Origin of the sequence: Frigoribacterium sp. Leaf186, from assembly GCF_001423905.1 — a bacterium.
GTDB lineage: Bacteria > Actinomycetota > Actinomycetes > Actinomycetales > Microbacteriaceae > Frigoribacterium.
Genome location: NZ_LMPQ01000010.1, coordinates 761,774 through 777,777, shown reverse-complemented (window position 1 = coordinate 777,777; position 16,004 = coordinate 761,774). Strand labels below are relative to the sequence as shown.

The 16,004-nt window shown below is 73.1% G+C and carries 15 protein-coding genes; 11 read left to right on the top strand and 4 right to left on the bottom strand.

The window, feature by feature from the left end; genetic code table 11:
* Nucleotides 1–181 precede the first annotated feature (181 nt).
* The gene (locus ASG05_RS10390) at nucleotides 182–1,420 is read right to left on the bottom strand and encodes an FAD-dependent monooxygenase (protein WP_082486628.1); all 1,239 of its coding nucleotides are present in this window, start codon (nucleotides 1,418–1,420) and stop codon (nucleotides 182–184) included.
* Nucleotides 1,421–1,480: 60 nt separating this feature from the next.
* On the opposite strand from ASG05_RS10390, the gene ASG05_RS10385 reads away from it, so the two are divergent.
* The 3 genes from ASG05_RS10385 to ASG05_RS10380 all read left to right on the top strand — a co-directional run bounded on the left by ASG05_RS10385 (nucleotide 1,481) and on the right by ASG05_RS10380 (nucleotide 3,603).
* Complete coding sequence (locus ASG05_RS10385; RefSeq protein WP_235491461.1) at nucleotides 1,481–2,008, top strand: MarR family winged helix-turn-helix transcriptional regulator; 528 nt, start codon at nucleotides 1,481–1,483, stop codon at nucleotides 2,006–2,008.
* 89 nt (nucleotides 2,009–2,097) lie between these two features.
* The gene (locus ASG05_RS16370; RefSeq protein ID WP_157490173.1) at nucleotides 2,098–2,271 is read left to right on the top strand and encodes a hypothetical protein; all 174 of its coding nucleotides are present in this window, start codon (nucleotides 2,098–2,100) and stop codon (nucleotides 2,269–2,271) included.
* A 150-nt stretch (nucleotides 2,272–2,421) separates the two neighbouring features.
* The gene (locus tag ASG05_RS10380; RefSeq protein WP_056260340.1) at nucleotides 2,422–3,603 is read left to right on the top strand and encodes a nuclease-related domain-containing protein; all 1,182 of its coding nucleotides are present in this window, start codon (nucleotides 2,422–2,424) and stop codon (nucleotides 3,601–3,603) included.
* Between the two features lie 87 nt (nucleotides 3,604–3,690).
* On the opposite strand, the gene ASG05_RS16365 is transcribed toward ASG05_RS10380, so the two are convergent.
* Nucleotides 3,691–4,497: a hypothetical protein gene (locus ASG05_RS16365; RefSeq protein ID WP_157490172.1), complete on the bottom strand. Its 807-nt coding sequence runs from the start codon at nucleotides 4,495–4,497 to the stop codon at nucleotides 3,691–3,693.
* 305 nt (nucleotides 4,498–4,802) lie between these two features.
* On the opposite strand from ASG05_RS16365, the gene ASG05_RS10370 reads away from it, so the two are divergent.
* Both ASG05_RS10370 and ASG05_RS10365 read left to right on the top strand, forming a co-directional pair.
* Nucleotides 4,803–6,107: a PP2C family protein-serine/threonine phosphatase gene (locus ASG05_RS10370; protein WP_056260336.1), complete on the top strand. Its 1,305-nt coding sequence runs from the start codon at nucleotides 4,803–4,805 to the stop codon at nucleotides 6,105–6,107.
* 550 nt (nucleotides 6,108–6,657) lie between these two features.
* The gene (locus ASG05_RS10365) at nucleotides 6,658–7,428 is read left to right on the top strand and encodes a dienelactone hydrolase family protein (protein WP_056260333.1); all 771 of its coding nucleotides are present in this window, start codon (nucleotides 6,658–6,660) and stop codon (nucleotides 7,426–7,428) included.
* Nucleotides 7,429–7,688: 260 nt separating this feature from the next.
* Here the strand turns inward: ASG05_RS10365 and ASG05_RS10360 are convergent, their stop codons facing one another.
* Entirely contained in the window at nucleotides 7,689–8,738 is a 1,050-nt protein-coding gene (locus ASG05_RS10360; protein ID WP_056260332.1) for a LacI family DNA-binding transcriptional regulator, read from the bottom strand.
* Between the two features lie 330 nt (nucleotides 8,739–9,068).
* Between ASG05_RS10360 and ASG05_RS10355 the strand changes: the two genes are divergently transcribed.
* The 6 genes from ASG05_RS10355 to ASG05_RS10330 all read left to right on the top strand — a co-directional run bounded on the left by ASG05_RS10355 (nucleotide 9,069) and on the right by ASG05_RS10330 (nucleotide 15,379).
* Complete coding sequence (locus ASG05_RS10355) at nucleotides 9,069–10,301, top strand: ABC transporter substrate-binding protein (protein ID WP_056260330.1); 1,233 nt, start codon at nucleotides 9,069–9,071, stop codon at nucleotides 10,299–10,301.
* Between the two features lie 109 nt (nucleotides 10,302–10,410).
* Nucleotides 10,411–11,286, top strand: a complete 876-nt coding sequence (locus ASG05_RS10350; RefSeq protein WP_235491495.1) for a carbohydrate ABC transporter permease — start codon at nucleotides 10,411–10,413, stop codon at nucleotides 11,284–11,286.
* On the top strand, nucleotides 11,279–12,160 hold the full coding sequence (locus tag ASG05_RS10345; protein WP_082486626.1) for a carbohydrate ABC transporter permease: 882 nt from the start codon (nucleotides 11,279–11,281) through the stop codon (nucleotides 12,158–12,160). Before ASG05_RS10350 ends, ASG05_RS10345 begins: the two co-directional genes overlap by 8 nt.
* Before the next feature lie 17 nt (nucleotides 12,161–12,177).
* The gene (locus ASG05_RS10340) at nucleotides 12,178–12,957 is read left to right on the top strand and encodes a ThuA domain-containing protein (protein ID WP_056260329.1); all 780 of its coding nucleotides are present in this window, start codon (nucleotides 12,178–12,180) and stop codon (nucleotides 12,955–12,957) included.
* Between the two features lie 86 nt (nucleotides 12,958–13,043).
* The gene (locus tag ASG05_RS10335; RefSeq protein ID WP_082486714.1) at nucleotides 13,044–14,207 is read left to right on the top strand and encodes a Gfo/Idh/MocA family protein; all 1,164 of its coding nucleotides are present in this window, start codon (nucleotides 13,044–13,046) and stop codon (nucleotides 14,205–14,207) included.
* Nucleotides 14,204–15,379, top strand: coding sequence for a Gfo/Idh/MocA family protein (locus tag ASG05_RS10330; protein WP_255354552.1), 1,176 nt, complete (start codon nucleotides 14,204–14,206; stop codon nucleotides 15,377–15,379). The genes ASG05_RS10335 and ASG05_RS10330 overlap by 4 nt, the downstream gene beginning before the upstream one ends.
* Before the next feature lie 157 nt (nucleotides 15,380–15,536).
* Here ASG05_RS10330 and ASG05_RS10325 read toward each other — a convergent pair whose 3' ends face one another.
* The gene (locus ASG05_RS10325; protein WP_056260327.1) at nucleotides 15,537–15,917 is read right to left on the bottom strand and encodes a hypothetical protein; all 381 of its coding nucleotides are present in this window, start codon (nucleotides 15,915–15,917) and stop codon (nucleotides 15,537–15,539) included.
* Nucleotides 15,918–16,004: the final 87 nt, after the last annotated feature.

The window sequence follows — 16,004 nt, the reverse complement described above, 5'->3', positions numbered from 1 at the left end:
CCGACCCGCGCCTCCTCGACTCGTCCGTCCTGAGCCGACCCGCGCCTCCTCGACTCGTCCGTCGAAAGCCCGACCCGCGCCTCCTCGTCCGGGCCGTGGTCGAGTGGTCCCGGATCGTTTTTCCCGACGAGAGGGAGGACGGTTCGGGACCACTCGACGACCGACCGACCGGCCCGACCCGTCAGGCTTCGAGGTGCGAGTAGTCGGGCAGGTCGAGCGCGTCGGCCGGCGGGGTGGAGAAACGGGCCCCGAGCTGGCCCGCGAACCGGGTCGCCGCGAGCCGGACGCCCGCGTGGAACAGCGCGACGCCCGCACGCGACGTCGGGTTCGCGACCCGCGGCACCCCCGGCGGCAACTTCTGGGCTTGCTCGACGTAGGGCCGCATCAGGCGCTCGTAGCCGGCGAACGCGTCGCGGTGGTGGCGGTGCGAGGCGAGCTCGCCGGCCAGCACGTAGGCCCCGGCCAGCGACAGGCTCGTGCCCATGCCGCTCACCGGTGAGGCGCAGTACGCCGCGTCGCCGAGCAGGACGACCCGGCCCGACGACCACCGCGGCGCGTGCACCTGCCCGATCGACTCGAAGTAGAGGTCGTCGGCGTGGTCGAAGCCGTCGAGCACGCGGCGGGCCTCCCAGCCGGCGTCGCCGAAGATCTCGCGCAGGCGGGCCCGCTGCTCGTCGACGGTGCGACGCTCGGCCCCGGCCCGCTCGCGGGTGCGGTCGGTGACGAACGACATCGCGGCCCGGATCGTGCCGTGGGCGTCCGGGCGCAACGTGATCGAACGACCCCCGGCGGCGTTGTACCAGCGCCACCAGTCGTCGTCGGTGGTCGTGCGGGGGATCGTCGCGTACGAGGTCTCGAGCCCGAGCGACCGGATCGTCGGCTCGTCGCCGAACACGAGGCGCCGCGTGCTCGAACCGATGCCGTCGGCGGCGACGACGAGGTCGAAGCGCTCGTCGGCTGAGTGCTCGAACGAGACGACGACGCCCTCGTCGTCTTCGCGGATGCCGGTGATGCGGTCGCCGAAGCGGTACGTGGTGCCACCACCCGGGCCGTCGCCCGTGGTGCGCCCGACGAGGAGCCGCGCGAGGTCCCCCCGCAGGATCTCGAGTTCGGCGGTTGCGCCTCCTGAATCCGAGGTGCCGGCGGGGAACTCGGCGACCGTGCCGCCCGTCGGCCCGACGAAGCGGGTGCCGACCTCGCCCGTGGTGGCGGCTCGGATGTCGTCCTCGAGGCCCATGCGGCGGGCGACCTCGCGGCCGGCCCCGCGGACGTCGACGTTCTGCCCGCCGGTGCGCAGCTCGGGGGCCCGTTCGACGATCGTCGTCTCGAAGCCGTAGCAGTCGAGCCAGAGGGCGAGGGCGGGACCGGCGATGCTGGCGCCCGAGACGAGCACCCGGGTGCGCGGGAGGGATGGGGTCACGAATTGCTCCCTGGATTGATTATCAACGAGATTGGCAATCTACACGGTTATCCTCGAGTCGTGACCGACATCGATCCCCGCGAGCAGCCCGGGCAGCCCGAGCGAGACGACCGCACCGATCGCGACGACCGCACCCGGGCCCGGCGTGACGGGCGCGAGCTGCCCGTCGACGACATCCGCGCCCGGGTACAGCAGGTGGCCGTCCGACAGCAGCGGTTCGAGCGGCACCTGGCCGAACGCCTGGGCGTCGACCGGGCCGGGCTCGACGCCATGGACCACCTGATCACGACCGGCCCGGCGACCCCGAGCGAGCTGGCACGCCGCGTCGAGGTGTCGACGGCGGCGATGACCCTCGTGCTGAACCGGCTCGAGTCGGCCGGTCACGTGCGGCGCGAGCGGCACCCCTCCGACGGCCGCAAGCTCGTCGTCACGGCCGAGCAGGCGTCGGCCGACCGGGCCTACGAGCAGGTGCTGCCGATGATCGAAGGCATCGAACGGCTCGTCGAGGGCATGGACGACGCTGAGCGGGCCGTCGTGCAGAGGTTCCTCGACCGGCTGATCGGCGTGTACGACGACGCGACGCCCTGAGGCCGCGGGGAGCCGCGGGCGCGGGCCCGATCGGTGACGCACCCACGGCACCAGGAAGTGGACACCGCACCAGGACAAGTCGTGGCGTCGTGTCCACTTCGTGGCGTCGTGCCGGAGCAACGGCCGCAACGGCCGTACCGGCCAGAGGGGCGACGACGGGCCTGCTCTTCGCCAGCGTCGACGGTCGCCGCCTCTACGAGGGCCTCGGCTGGAGCGAGGTCGCCGAGCTGGGCACGTGGCGGGGCCGCGGCGTCCCGGGCTGACGACCCGCGCCTCCTTCGCCGGGCTCGGCGCCGACCACGACGCAGCCCGCGCCCGCGCCCGGCCGTGCCCGACCCCGAGCCCAGCCCCGACCCCGCCCGAGCCCGGCGAGGCACCGCCGCACCGCCCGCGCCCCGTGTTGTGCTGGGGGCATGCCGTTCGACCAGACCCTCGTCCCGTGGATCATCGCCGCCGTCCTGCTGGTCGCCCTGATCGTCGTCGCCGTCGTGCTGCGGGCCCGCGCCCGACGTGCCGTGGCCGCCGCGAAGGCCGCCGCCGACGAGCAGGCCCGGGCCGCCCGTGAGCAACACGAGGCCCTCGCCGCAGCCCACGACGACGCCCTCGCCCGGACCGCCGCCGAGCACGCCCACGAGCGCGACGCCCTGGGCGCCGAGCGCCAGGCCGCCCTCACCGAGGCGAAGCAGGCCCGCGACCTCGTCGCAGCCGGCCTGAAGTGGGAGGCCACCTCGCGCGACGACATCGCCGACGCCTGCCGTCAGCTGGGGGTCGACGCCGTGTTGCTGACCAACGTGGTGTTCGTGCCGGTGGCGACCAGCGCCTCCTCGCGGTTCGTCGCGCAGGTCGACCACGTCCTGCTCAGCGAGACCGGCGTGATGGTGATCGAGAACAAGGGCTGGAACGGCATCGTCTTCGACGGCCTGGCGCCGAGCAGCGTGTTCCCGGCCTTCGCGGGCCTGTTCGACGAGAGCACGATGACGCCGCCGTTCGCGCTGCAGGTCGTCAAGGACTCCCCCACGGTCCTCACCGTGCGGACGCACCTGGGCCGCGACGCCCCCGCCTCGCAGGTGCGCCGGCAGGCCCAGCGGTTGTCCGACCGGGTGCAGGCCGAGGTCGGGGCGCGCGTCTGGTTCGACACCTGCGTCTTCTACTCGCACCGCGACGCGACGGTCTTCGCGACCGAGCGCGACGCCACCGACGGAGGCGCGGCCACGGCGATCGTCTCGCACCGCTCCCAGCTCGCGGGCGTGGTCCGCGAGCTGACCTCGCGCCCGACGAAGAAGCTGTCGCAGGCCCGCGTGACCGACCTGGCCGCCCTGTTCGCCTCGTACGGAGCCGACGTGCTGCGCTTCGGCGCCTACGCCCAGGAGGCGCGGGTCACGTCGGCAGCGTCCGCCCGGGAGGTGCCAGCGCAGGAGGTACCGGCGCAGGAGGCGCGGGTCGTGCCGGCCGCGGAGGCGTCGGTCGAGTCGGACGCGTCGGGCGAGTCGGGCGAGTCAGTCGCGTCGGGCGGGTCGGGCGAGTCGGTCGAGTCGACGCCGGACGCCCCGGCTCCCTCGGCCCCGGACGCACTCCGGCCCGACGCGACCGCCTGAGGCTTTCCCCGCAACCCGCCACGATGTGAACACGCCGCCACGAGATCTCGTGGCGGCGTGTTCACATCGTGGCGGCGTGACCCGCGGTCAGGACTCCGGTGAGGGTGCCACCGGGAAGGTGAAGCCCGCGTCGACCGGCCCCGAGGGCAGCTCGACGAAGATGGGCTCGACGACCTGGCCCGGAGCGGTGAAGCCCGGGTCGACCGGCCCCGAAGGCTGCTCGGCAACGATCGGCTCGACGGCCTGACCTGGGAAGGTGAAGCCCGGGTCGACCGGCCCCGAGGGCAGCTCGGCGAAGACCGGCTCGGCGGCCTGCCCCGGAGCGGTGAAGCCGGGGTCGACGATCACGGGGTTCGGGCCCGCGACGACGGGCAGGGTGAAGCCCGCATCGACGGGACCGGGCACCGGCTCGGCGGTCGGCTGGTCGACCTCGCCCGCGCCCGCGCCCGCGCCCGCGCCCGGGCCGGTGCCGTTGCCACTGCCCGGGTTCTCGGGGAAGACGACGCCGGTACCGCTGCCGCTGCCGCTGCCCGGGTTGCCCGGAAGAACGACGCCAGTACCGCTACCACTGCCATTGCCCGGGTTGCCGGGAAGAACGACGCCAGTGCCAGCACCGCTGCCGCTGCCGGGGTTGCCGGGAAGGACAACGCCAGTACCGCTGCCGCTGCCGCTGCCCGGGTTGCCCGGAAGGACGACGCCAGTACCGTTGCCGCTGCCGATGCTGCCCGGAGGAGCCCAGTTGCTGTAGTCGCCCGATTCGTCGTACGCGCTGGTGGCGACGGCGGCGGACGCGGTGGTGGCGCCGGCACCGACCACCGCGACGAGCGCGACGAGACCGGCGGTTCCGATGCGCGAGGCCAGGTGTTTCTGGTCGACAGAACGTGAAGAACGCATGAGTGCCTTTCTGTGTGGAAATGCACATGGTATGACATATTTCATGTGTTGGTAAACCATGGGGTCGTTCTCTCCGTGGGGCCCGACTCCTTTCGGCCGGACCCCACATCCCTCGCCGAGGGCTGGCTTGCCGCTCGCGTCCCGAGGCGACCCGACGCCTCGTCCCCAGGAGGCGCGGTGCGCGTCGGTCGCACACCGCGCCTCCTGCGGTCCCCGGCCCGACGGCCGCACCCTGTAGCGTCGCCCTGAAGACGAGGCAAGACGACACCCGTGGTCGACGGTCGACCCGGGGCGAGGGGATCAGCATGCGGCGTGTCACGGACGGTGCCGACGCCGTCGGGCAGGCGCTCAACCGGGCCCTGCGGAGCGTCCCGGTCGAGAAGGTCCCGCTGTTCCGGCAGTCGTTCATCTCGGTGCTGATCGTCTCGGCGGCCGTCCTCAGCACGATCCTGCCGTGGCTCGTCGTCACCGACGTCGTCACGATGTGGCTCGGCGTCGTCGTCGCGCTCGCCGCGTCGGCGTTCACCGGCCTGATGGCCCGCCATGCCGAGTTGCGCCGATGGGAGCTCGTCGTCCCCGCGGCCGACTTCGTCGCCGTGGGCCTGCTGCGCTACGGCACGGGCGCCGAGCGGTCGGTCTTCCTGCCGATCGTGCTGCTGGCGGTCATCTGGATCGCCTCGTGGCCGGGCCGCCGCAACGTGCTGCTGCCCCTCGCCGGCACCTGCGTCACCCTGCTCATGCCGTACCTGTTCGACCCGGGTGGGCGAGGGCCGAGCGAGTTGATCCGGCTTGCCTTCGCCCTGGTCGTCTACGCCACGGTCGCCGCGTCGGTCAACGAGCTGGCCCGCCAGGCGAAGGCACGCCTCGAACGGGCCAGGGCCCAGCAGCACGCCGTCGAGCGCGAGCTCAACCGGGCGGCCGTCGTGCAGCAGTCGCTGCTGCCCCCGGACGCCTCGACGCTGCCCGACGCGTTCGCCGTGTTCGGGGCCTGCGTCCCGGCGCGCGAGGTCGGCGGCGACTTCTTCGACTGGTACCCGACCTCGACCGGCATCGCCGTGACGGTCGGCGACGTCATGGGCAAGGGCGTGGGCGCCGGCATGATCGCGGCCGCTGTGCGCTCGGTCATCCGCAGCAGCGTCGACGACGCCGACCCGTCCGAGGCCTTCCGCCGCGCCTCCGTGGGGTTGACGACCAGCGCGTACGACACCGAGACGCAGTTCACCACGTCGTTCCATGCGCGCATCGACGCCGACGGCGGCGTGCTGTGGGCCGATGCGGGGCACGGCCTGGCGTTCGTCCGACGGGCCTCGGGCCGCGTCGACCGGCTGAACTCGGCTGACCTGCCCATCGGCGTGGGCACCGGCTGGCAGGGTCACCGCTCGCAGCTCGGCGAGGGCGACGTGTTCGTCTGCGTGAGCGACGGCGTGCTCGACCTGTTCCCGGTCGAACTCGAGGCACTGAACGACCTCGAGCGACTGCTGGCCGCCACCCCCGAGCCGGCCCGCATCGTCGAGGTGGTCGAGCGGCTCGCCCTCGAGCGCGAGCGCAGCGACGACGTCACCGTGGTCGCGACGGCGCTCGCCCCCACGTCCGTGCCCGTCCAGCCCTGAGCCCCGGCGGCTGCTGGCCTTGGCGCACCGTCGCCGCGGGCCGCTTCTCTCCGCCACCTCGCCATCCCGCCAGCCCGCCACCTCGCCATCCCGCCACGAAGTGGGCACAGCGCCATCTTTTCGCGTGGCGCTGTGTCCACTTCGTGGCGGCGTGCTCGTTCTGTGGCGGGCTGGCGACCGGACCCCGGGAGGCGCGGTGCCCGCCGGACGCCCACCGCACCTCCCCGTCCCCACCCGGGGAGTGCGCGGCCCGCCCGCCCGACGTGCGCCGCGCCTCCGCGGCCTGCCCGCCCGACGTGCGCCGCGCCTCCGCGGCCTGCCCTCCCGTCGTGCGCCGCGCCTCCGCGGCTTGCCCGCCCGACGTGCGCCGCGCCTCCACCGCCCGCCCGCCCGCCCGACGTGCGACGCGCGGCGGACGAGGCCGGGGTGTTGACTTCGAGCGATCCGCGGCTGCGCGGTCGATCTCTCCGAGGCCAGCACCACCTCGACGCTCCTCCACCTGACCGCTCACCACTTCACCGCTCACCACCTCCCACCGAAGGTCGACACGATGACTGCTCCCCTGAAGGTCACGACGGCGGACGTCGTCATCCCCACCGAGGTCCCGACCGCGACCCGCGGGCTGAGGGGGCTCCTGGCGCTGCCCGACGGAGCCGGGCCGTGGCCAGCCGTCGTCATGGTGCACGAGGCGTTCGGACTGACCGACGAGATGCGGACGCAGGTCGTCCGGCTGGCGTCGGCCGGGTACGTCGTGCTGATGCCCGACCTCTTCACGGCAGGTGGGGCCCGGAAGTGCCTCGTCGCGACGTTCCGGGCGCTGATGTCGGGGTCGGGCCGGGCGTTCGACGACATCGAGTCCGCCCGTCGCTTCGTCGCGGGCCGGGCCGACGTGACGGGCGGCACCGGCGTGATCGGGTTCTGCATGGGTGGTGGCTTCGCGCTGATGACGGCGTCCCGGGGCTTCGCCGCGTCGTCGGTGAACTACGGCCAGCTGCCGAAGGAGCTCGACGCCGTGCTGGTCGACGCCTGCCCGATCGTCGCGAGCTTCGGCGGACGGGACAAGTCGCTGAAGGGCGCCGCGGCACGGCTCGAAGCCGGGCTCGAACGGGCCGGCGTGCCACACGACGTCAAGGAGTACCCGGCGGCCGGCCACTCGTTCCTCGACGAGACCCTGCCGGGCCCGGCCCCGCTCAAGCCGTTGCTGCGCGTGATGGGCGCCGGGCCGAGCCCGGTCGACGCGGCCGACGCCTGGGGGCGCATCGAGTCGTTCTTCGCCGAGCACCTGGCGCCGGCCGGGACGCCGTCGCCCGGATCTCGCTGAGCCCGGGAGGCGCGGTGCGGGTCGGATGCGCNNNNGCCAGCCCGCCAGCCCGCCAGCCCGCCAGCCCGCCACGAAGTAAACATGCCGCCACCCTTTCGCGTGGCGGGATGTGTACTTCGTGGCGGCGAAGCACCCGCACCTAGCACCACACCACGACATGGGCACAGCACCAGGTCTAGTCCTGGTGCTGTGCCCATCTCCTGGCGCGGTGCGCGTCCTGGCCGGGCACGGCCGGGCCGCCGCATGCGTCAGCCGACCCGCTACCCCCGCGCAGCCATCCCGGGCGCCGGCCCGCTCGACCCCGCCACGTGCAGCACGCACGGCAGCAGCACCTGCGTCAGCTCACCCGCACCACCTGCACCCGCACCCGCCCCCGCACCCGCATCCAGCCGGGCGACGAGCGACTCGACCGCGAGCCGCCCCATCTCGACCCCCGGGGCGTCGAGGGTGGTCAGGGTGGGCTCGGTCGCGGCTCCGTTCGCCGTCGACGAGGCCAGCGAGACGACCGACACGTCGTCCGGCACGCGGCGCCCGGTCGCGGCGAGGCCGCTGAGCAGGCCGCCGGTGGCGTCGTCCTTCATGATCAGCACGCCGGTCACGTCGGGCAGCGCCGCCACCAGGTCGTGTGCGGCCCGACGACCGCCCGCGGCCGAGGGCCCGCACGTGACGAGCGCCGACCGCAGGCCCCGCCGAGCCGCCGAGAGCCGGAACGCCTCCTCGGTGCGGGCCGCCGGGCCGTAGCCGACGATCGGGCTGGCCGAGAAGTCCTCGAGCACGAGGCCGACGCTCTCGTGCCCCAGGGACTCGAGGTGGTCGAGCGCCTGCTCCACCCCCTCCTCGAAGTCCATGTCGACGAACGGCACGCGGTCGTTCTGCGAGGTGCGCCCCATCGACACGAAGGGCAGGCCGAGTTCGAGCAGGGCCTCGACCCGGCTGTCGTGCAGTTGCACCTCCATCACGAGCACGCCGTCGACGAGGCGCCCCGACACGAGGTCCCGGACGTCCTGGTCGGTCTCGCCGCTCGGCCAGAGCACCAGGTGGTAGCCGAGTTCGGAGGCGCGGCTGGCGGCGCTCATGAACATCCGCAGGGCGATGCCGCCGAGGCGCTCCTCGAGGGCGGGGAAGAGCAGCGCGACGATGCGGGTGCGCTTGCTGGCGAGGGCCCGGGCGACGACGTTGTTCGTGTAGCCCAGATCGGCCATCGCGTCGGTGACCCGCCGGTGGGTGGCCGGCGAGACGCTCCTCGAGCCGTTGACGACGAACGACACCGTCGCGATCGACACCCCGGCCCGCGCGGCCACCTCTCGCATGGTCGCCACGGCGCCCTCCCTTCCCTGCCGCTCAGGCTAGTGCGGCACGGCCGCCGCCCCCGACCGCCCCGGCGAGGCGGCACGACCGACGCCCCGGCCCGCCCCCGCGCAGCGGCACGGCGGCCACCCCGACCGTCCGGACGAGGAGGCGCGGCCCGGCCCCCGCGATCGCCACCGCTCCCGGCGACTTCGGTTAACCGCTTTACAAGCTAAGCGGTTAACTGCTACTTTCTCGGCAACGGAGCCGCGACGTCGCACTCCGCCTCTCGGGCCCGGCCCGGGTGGCCGACGTCGCGGGCCGCCCACCAGTCGCCAAGAGAGAGCTGAGCAATGAAGCCTGCATCGATCCGCAGAAGGTCCCTGACCGCGACCGCCCTGGTCGCCGTCGTCCCCCTCGTCCTCGCCGGGTGCACCGGTGGCGGCGGGGGCACCAGCGCCGGCGGCGAGGTCACCAAGCTGACCGTCGTCGACTACTACGGCGAGAACGACGAGAAGGTCATCACGTCGTTCCTCGAGAAGTGCGGCACCGAGAACGGCGTCGAGATCGAGCGCACGATGGTGCCCGGTGGCTCGCTGATCCAGCGCGTGCTGCAGCAGGCGTCGTCGCGCACCCTGCCCGACGTGCTGATGCTCGACAACCCCGACCTGGCCCAGATCGCCGAGACCGGCGCCCTCGCGCCCCTGTCCGACTTCGGCCTCGACGCCGACGGCTACGCCGAGGGCGTCGTCCAGTCGGGCACCTACGACGGCGAGCTGTACGGGCTCGCCCCGACCGTCAACACGATCGCGCTGTTCTACGACAAGAGCGTGCTGGCCGACGCCGGCATCGAGCCGCCCACGACGTGGGACGAGCTCGAGAGCGCCGCGAAGGCGCTGACCTCGGGCGACCGCTACGGCATGGCCGTCGACGCCAACGCCACCTACGAGGCGTCGTGGCAGTTCTTGCCCTTCATGTGGTCGAACGGCGGCGACGAGAAGGACATCGCGACCCCCGAGACCGCCGAGGCCCTGCAGCTCTGGACCGACCTGGTCGCCGACGGCTCGATGTCGAAGAGCGTCCTCAACTGGACCCAGGCCGACGTCAACGACCAGTTCATCGCCGGCAAGACCGCGATGATGGTCAACGGCCCGTGGCAGCTGCCCGCCCTCGACGCGGCCGGCGCCGACTACGGCGTCGTGACCATCCCCGTGAAGGACGCCTCCGACACGGCCGTCGCCCCGCTCGGCGGTGAGGTGTGGACCGTGCCGCAGACCGGTGACGCGGCCCGCCAGGCCGTCGCCGCGAAGGTCGTCGCCTGCCTGAACTCCGACGAGAACCAGCTCGCGATGGCCGAGCAGCGCAACACCATCCCCTCGAAGACCTCGGTCGCCGACACGTACGCCGAGCAGCAGCCCGACCAGCAGGCCTTCGTGACGCTCGTCGCGAGCGCCCGCTCGCGCACGGCCGAGCTCGGGGCCGAGTGGCCGACCGCCGCGACCGCCATCTACACCGCGATCCAGGCGGCCCTCACCGGCCAGGCCTCGCCCGAAGAAGCGCTCGACGACGCCCAGGCGAGTGAGTGACGTGACCACCGCCACCCCGCTCGCCCCCCGGCGGGCCGCCGACGACGACGCCACGGTGTCGCGTCGGCGGCCCGGCCGGGCCGGGCCCCGCTCGCCCAGGCGCCGCGCCCTGACCTGGGAGCGCGTCTCGCAGCTGCTCTTCGTCGTGCCGGCCGCCGTCTTCCTGGTGCTGTTCTTCGGCTATCCGGTCGTCAAGAACCTCGTCATGAGCTTCCAGGCGTACACGACCACCACGTTCTACACGGGCGAGGCCCCCTGGGTCGGGTTCGCGAACTACGCGAAGGTGCTCGGCTCGCAGCTCTTCGGCACCGCCCTGCTCAACACGGCGCTGTTCACGATCGGCTCGATCGTCGGACAGTTCGTCATCGGCCTGCTGTTCGCCCTGTTCTTCCGCCGGGCGTTCCCGCTGAACGGCGTGCTGCGCTCGTTGCTGCTGCTGCCCTGGCTGCTGCCGCTGATCGTCTCGAGCGCGGTCTGGAAGTGGATCCTCGACCAGGACTCCGGCGTGCTCAACCAGTTCCTCGGGTCGTTCGGCGTCCCCGCGGTGCCGTGGCTGACCAGCCCGAGCGTCGCGCTGCTGACCGTCGTGCTCGTCAACGTCTGGATCGGCATCCCGTTCAACACGACGATCCTCTACGGCGGACTGCAGGACATCCCGACCGAGCTCTACGAGGCGGCGTCGCTCGACGGCGCCACCGGGTTCAAGGGGTTCCGTCACGTGACCTGGCCGTTGCTGCGGCCGGTGGTCAGCGTCGTGCTGGTGCTCGGCGTCGTCTACACGATCAAGGTGCTCGACATCATCCTCGGGTTGACCAACGGCGGGCCCGCGAACGCGACGCAGACCATCGCGACGCAGTCGTACTCCCTGTCGTTCCAGCAGTTCGACTTCGGCTCGGGTGCCGCGCTCAGCAACGTGCTGATCGTCATCTCGGCCGTGTTCGCCGTCGTGTACCTGCGACTCAACCGGAAGGCCGTCGATGAGTGAGACCGCCCTGCGCGTGCCGAGCACCCGGGCCGTGGCCCGCGGCGCCCGGTCACGTCGACCCCGGGCCGAGGGCCCGAAGAAGTACCTGCTCACCGCCGTCGGCGTGCTGTTGCTCGCCGTCATGCTGTTCCCCGTCTACTGGATGGTGAACATCTCGCTGCAGCCGGCGGGCTCGGCCATCGAGGCCGACTGGTTCCCGTTCCAGGCGCAGTTCGGCGGCTACGCGCAGGCGTTCGCCGACCAGGGCCGCAACCTGGTCACGAGCCTCGTGATCGCACTCGGCAGCGTCGTCCTCAGCCTCGTGATCGCGACCCCCGCCTCCTACGCCCTGGCGCAGTTCAAGGTGAGGGGCGTCGGGGCGGTGCTCTTCGCGATCTTGATCTCGCAGATGATCCCGGGCATCGTCGTCGCGAACGCGCTGTACGCGGCGTACAACGACCTCGGCCTGCTGAACTCGATCCCCGGGCTGATCCTCGCCGACTCGACCGCCGGGGTGCCGTTCGCCATCTTGATCATGCGGGCGTTCATGCTGAACATCCCCACCTCGATCGTCGAGGCGGCGAAGGTCGACGGGGCCGGCAACTTCCGGGCCTTCCGCAGCATCGTGCTGCCGATCAGCCGCAACGCCATGATCACGGCCGGGCTCTTCACGTTCCTGTTCACCTGGAGCGATTTCCTGATGGCGCTGACCCTGACCACCACGACCGACATCCGGCCGATCACGCTGGGCATCTACCAGTACATCGGCACCTACACCGCCGACTGGTCGACCGTCATGGCCGCCGCGGTGCTCGCCTCGCTGCCGGCCATCGTGCTGCTGCTCGCGGCACAGAAGTTCATCGCCGCCGGTGCCACCGGCGGAGCGGTCAAATGACACACGAGAGGACCACCATGACCACCACACCGTTGCGCGTCACCGTCTGGGGCGAGAACGTCCACGAGAAGGTCGAGCAGCACGTCGCCGACCGGTACCCCGACGGCATGCACGGCGCGATCGCGGCCGGCATCGCCGAGAACCTGCCCGACGCCGTCGTCCGCACCGCCACCATGGACGAGCCCGAGCACGGCCTCACCGAGAGCGTGCTCGAGCAGACCGACGTGCTGACCTGGTGGGGCCACGCCGCCCACGCCGACGTCGACGACGAGGTCGTCGAGCGGGTGCACCGCCACGTGCTCGCCGGCATGGGCCTCGTCGTGCTGCACTCGGGCCACTGGTCGAAGATCTTCACCAAGCTGATGGGCACGACCTGCACCCTGCGCTGGCGCAGCGAGCACGACCGAGAGCTGGTGTGGACGGTCAACCCGCAGCACCCGATCACCCGCGGCGTGCCGAACCCGATCGTCATCCCCGAGCAAGAGATGTACGGCGAGTACTTCGACGTGCCGACGCCCGACGAGCTCATCTTCATCTCGGGCTTCACCGGCGGCGAGGTGTTCCGCAGCGGCATGACCTACCGCCGCGGCTTCGGCAAGATCTTCTTCTTCTCACCCGGCGACCAGGACTTCCCGGTGTACTTCCACCCCGACGTCCGCCGCGTGATCTCGAACGGCGCCGAGTGGGCCCGCCCCGAGCGCGAGCGCGCCACGCCCACCCTGCTGCGCTACGACCTCGGCGAGTACTTCGACGGCAAGGACTACTCGGGCCCGATCGACGAACCGGTCGAGGCGTGACCGCCCCCGAGCCGGCGAGCGCCGGCGCGTCGGCGAGCGCCGGCACCCCCGGCGGCTTCCGCCGAGTCGAGGGCCGAGGAGGCGCGCTGCGGGTCGTGCAGGTCGGCGCCGGTGAGATGGGCCGAGCCTGGTTGCGCACCGTGGCCGAGTCGGCCGACGTCGAGCTGGTCGGCATCGTCGACCTCGACCTCGACGCCGCCCGGGCCGGAGCCGTCGCGGCGGGCCTGCCCGACCTGCCCGTCGACCGCGACCTGGCGCAGCTGGTCGAGCGCACCTCCCCGGATGCCGTGCTCGACGTGACCGTCCCGGTCGCGCACCACCCCGTCACGATGCAGGCGCTGCGCCTCGGCCTGCCCGTGCTCGGCGAGAAGCCGGCCGCCCAGACCGTCGCCGAGGCCCTGTCGCTGACGGCGGCGGCCGAGGTGACGGGCGAGCTGTTCATGGTGTCGCAGTCGCGGCGCTACAACGACCAGCTCGTCGCGCTGCGGGCGCACGCCGGGCTGCTCGGCGACGTCGGCATGGTGTCGACGTCGTTCGCCCGGGCACCGCACTTTGGCGGGTTCCGCGAGCAGATGGACGACGTGTTGCTGCTCGACATGGCGATCCACGCCTTCGACTCGGCGCGGTACCTGATCGGTCGCGACCCCGTCTCGGTCTGGTGCGACTCGTGGAACCCGTCGTGGTCCTGGTACCGCGGCGACGCGGCCGCGAGCGTCGTGGTCGAGTTCGAGGGCGGCATCCGGTACCGCTACGACGGGTCGTGGTGCAGCCCCGGGGCCGAGACCTCGTGGAACGGCGCCTGGCGCGTCTCGGGCTCGGGCGGCACGGCCCTCTGGTCGGGCGACGACGAGCCCACCAGCGACCTCGACGGCACGCCGGGGGTCGCCGAACCGCAACCGACCGTCGGCGTCGAGATCGCCGGGTCGTTGGCGGCGTTCACGCGGGCGCTGCGGTCGGGCGAGCGGCCCGACGGCGAGGTCCACGGCAACGTGATGAGCCTGGTGATGGTCGAGGCGGCGATCGCCTCGACGCGCAGCGGCCAGCGCGTGATGGTCGACGAGGTGCTCGAGAACGCGCACCGCGAGGCCGTCGCGGCCGAGCGCGACCCCGAGGTGCGGGCACGCCTCGAGTCGTGGCGGTCCGTGCGGGGTGCCCTGCAGGGCGACCCGGCGGCGGACGGTGGTGGCGTCGGCGGGCCGGCGCGCGCCTCCTCGGCGGCGGACGGCGTCGACCTGCAGGAGGCGCGGTGACCGGAGCGGGCGAGCTGCGGTTCGCCCTCGTCGGACACGGTTTCATGGGTGCGGCGCACTCGCAGGCCCTGCGGGTCGCCCCGGCCTTCGTCGACCTGCCGCTCGCTCCGGTGATGGCGACCCTGGTCGGCCGCGACGTGGCCGCCACCCGGGCCGCCGCCACCCGGTGGGGCTGGCGGTCGACCGCCGCGGACTGGCACGACGTGCTCGACGACCCCGACATCGACGTGGTCGACATCTGCTCTCCCGGGTCGACCCACGTCGAGATCGCGGTGGCGGCGCTCGAGGCCGGCAAGCACGTGCTCTGCGAGAAGCCGTTGGCCAACACGGTGGCCGAGGCCGAGCGCATGGCCGACGCCGCGGCGAGCGCCGCCGAGCGTGGCGTCTTCGCGATGGTCGGCTTCTCGTACCGTCGCGTGCCCGCGGTGACGCTCGCGCGCGACGTGGTGCGGTCGGGGCGCCTCGGCGAGGTGCGCCAGGTGAGGGCGCAGTACCTGCAGGACTGGCTGGTCGACGCCGACGACCCGATGACCTGGCGGCTCGACAAGTCGGTCGCGGGGTCGGGTGCGCTCGGCGACATCGGGGCCCACGCGGTCGACGCGGCGCAGTTCGTGACGGGCCTCGGCGTGACCGAGGTGTCGGGCACGCTGCACACGTTCGTGACCGAGCGGCCGCTGGTCGACGAGTCGGTGGCGACCTCGGGCCTCGGCGGCGTCGCGGGCTCGGAGCGCGGCGCGGTGACCGTCGACGACGCCGCCTGGTTCACGGCCCGCATGGACGGAGGCGCGATCGCGTCGGTCGAGGCGTCCCGGTTCGCGACCGGCCGGAAGAACGCCTTCCGGCTCGAGGTCTCGGGCTCGCTCGGAGCCGTGGCGTTCGACCTCGAACGCCCGAACGAACTCGAGCTGCTCGAGGTCGACGGCCCCGACTCGGGCTTCCGCCGCGTGCTGGTGACCGAGCCCGAGCACCCCTACGTCGGAGCGTGGTGGCCCGCGGGTCACGGCCTCGGCTGGGAGCACGCGTTCACCCACCAGCTGAGCGACCTCGTGGCGGACCTGGCCGCGGGCCGGCAGCCGAGGCCGTCGTTCGCCGACGGACTGCAGGTGCAACGGGTGCTGGACGCGGTCGAGCGGTCGTCCGGGGCCGGGTCGGTCTGGACGCCGGTCGGCTGAGCCGCCGGTCGGCCGGACGCGCACGCCGCACGCTGCAGGCCGCACGCCGCACGCTGCAGGCCGCAGGCCGCCACGATGTAAACACGCCGCCACACTTAAACGTGGCGGCGTGTTTAGTTCGTGGCGGGGTGACGCGAGCAGGCGCTCCCGCCGCCGGCTAGTCGCGCCGGCGGCTCGCCACGAGCGCGACGACGAGCCCCGAGATGACGGCGGCCCCCACGGCGTTCGTGACGCGGGTGCGGTGACGGTAGCGGCGGTGCGCGTCGTCGGTGGCCTCGCGGGCGGCGGTGGCGACGGTCTCGGCGGCGTCGCGGACGGTCCGTTCGGCGCGGTCGGCGAGGTCCTCGGCCCGGTCCACGAAGTCGTGCGCGGACGAGCCGGCGCGGTCGGTCACGTCGCGGACCGCCGTCTCGGCCCGGTCGGCGAGGTCGCGCAGAGCGCCCCGGGCGTCGGGCGGCAGGACGTCGGCGGTCTCGATCAGCTCGCGGGCCCGGCGTGCGGCACGGGTGACGAAGTCGTCGGGGTCGGTGGTGCTCATGGGGTCGTCTCCGATCGCCCGCGCGCGCCGCGGGTCCCCGCCATCGTGCTCCTTCGCGGCGTGCCCCGGTGCCGACGCCGGGACGCG